1 protein-coding gene is annotated in these 233 nt (G+C 69.5%); it reads right to left on the bottom strand.

All coding sequences use genetic code 11. The annotated features are described in order from the left end of the window. Positions 1–233: hypothetical protein (locus IE92_RS18615; RefSeq protein ID WP_211250810.1), on the bottom strand; the 233-nt coding region annotated here is incomplete at both ends.

The following is a 233-nucleotide window of genomic DNA, read 5'->3' as shown; positions in this document are numbered from 1 at the left end:
CCGGGTCGGCGGTGGCCGTTCCGTTGGCTGCGGCGGTGCTGGATGCGGTGGTCGAGGCGTCTGCGATGGCGGCGGAGTTTGCCGCTGCCGATGCGTTGCCCTGAGCCGCCGCGCTTGCGGCACCGTTGGTGTTTGAGGTGTTGTCACCGTTGGCTGCGGCCGCTGCCGATACGTTGGCCGATGAGTTCGCGGCGGTAGCCGAGGTTGCCGAGGCATCCGAGGATGCTTCGGCG

Origin of the sequence: Mycetocola saprophilus (genome assembly GCF_000718085.1) — a bacterium.
GTDB classification, from domain to species: Bacteria; Actinomycetota; Actinomycetes; order Actinomycetales; family Microbacteriaceae; genus Mycetocola; species Mycetocola saprophilus.
The sequence above is the reverse complement of the archived record's forward strand: the minus strand, read 5'-3'. Positions and strand labels throughout refer to the sequence as shown.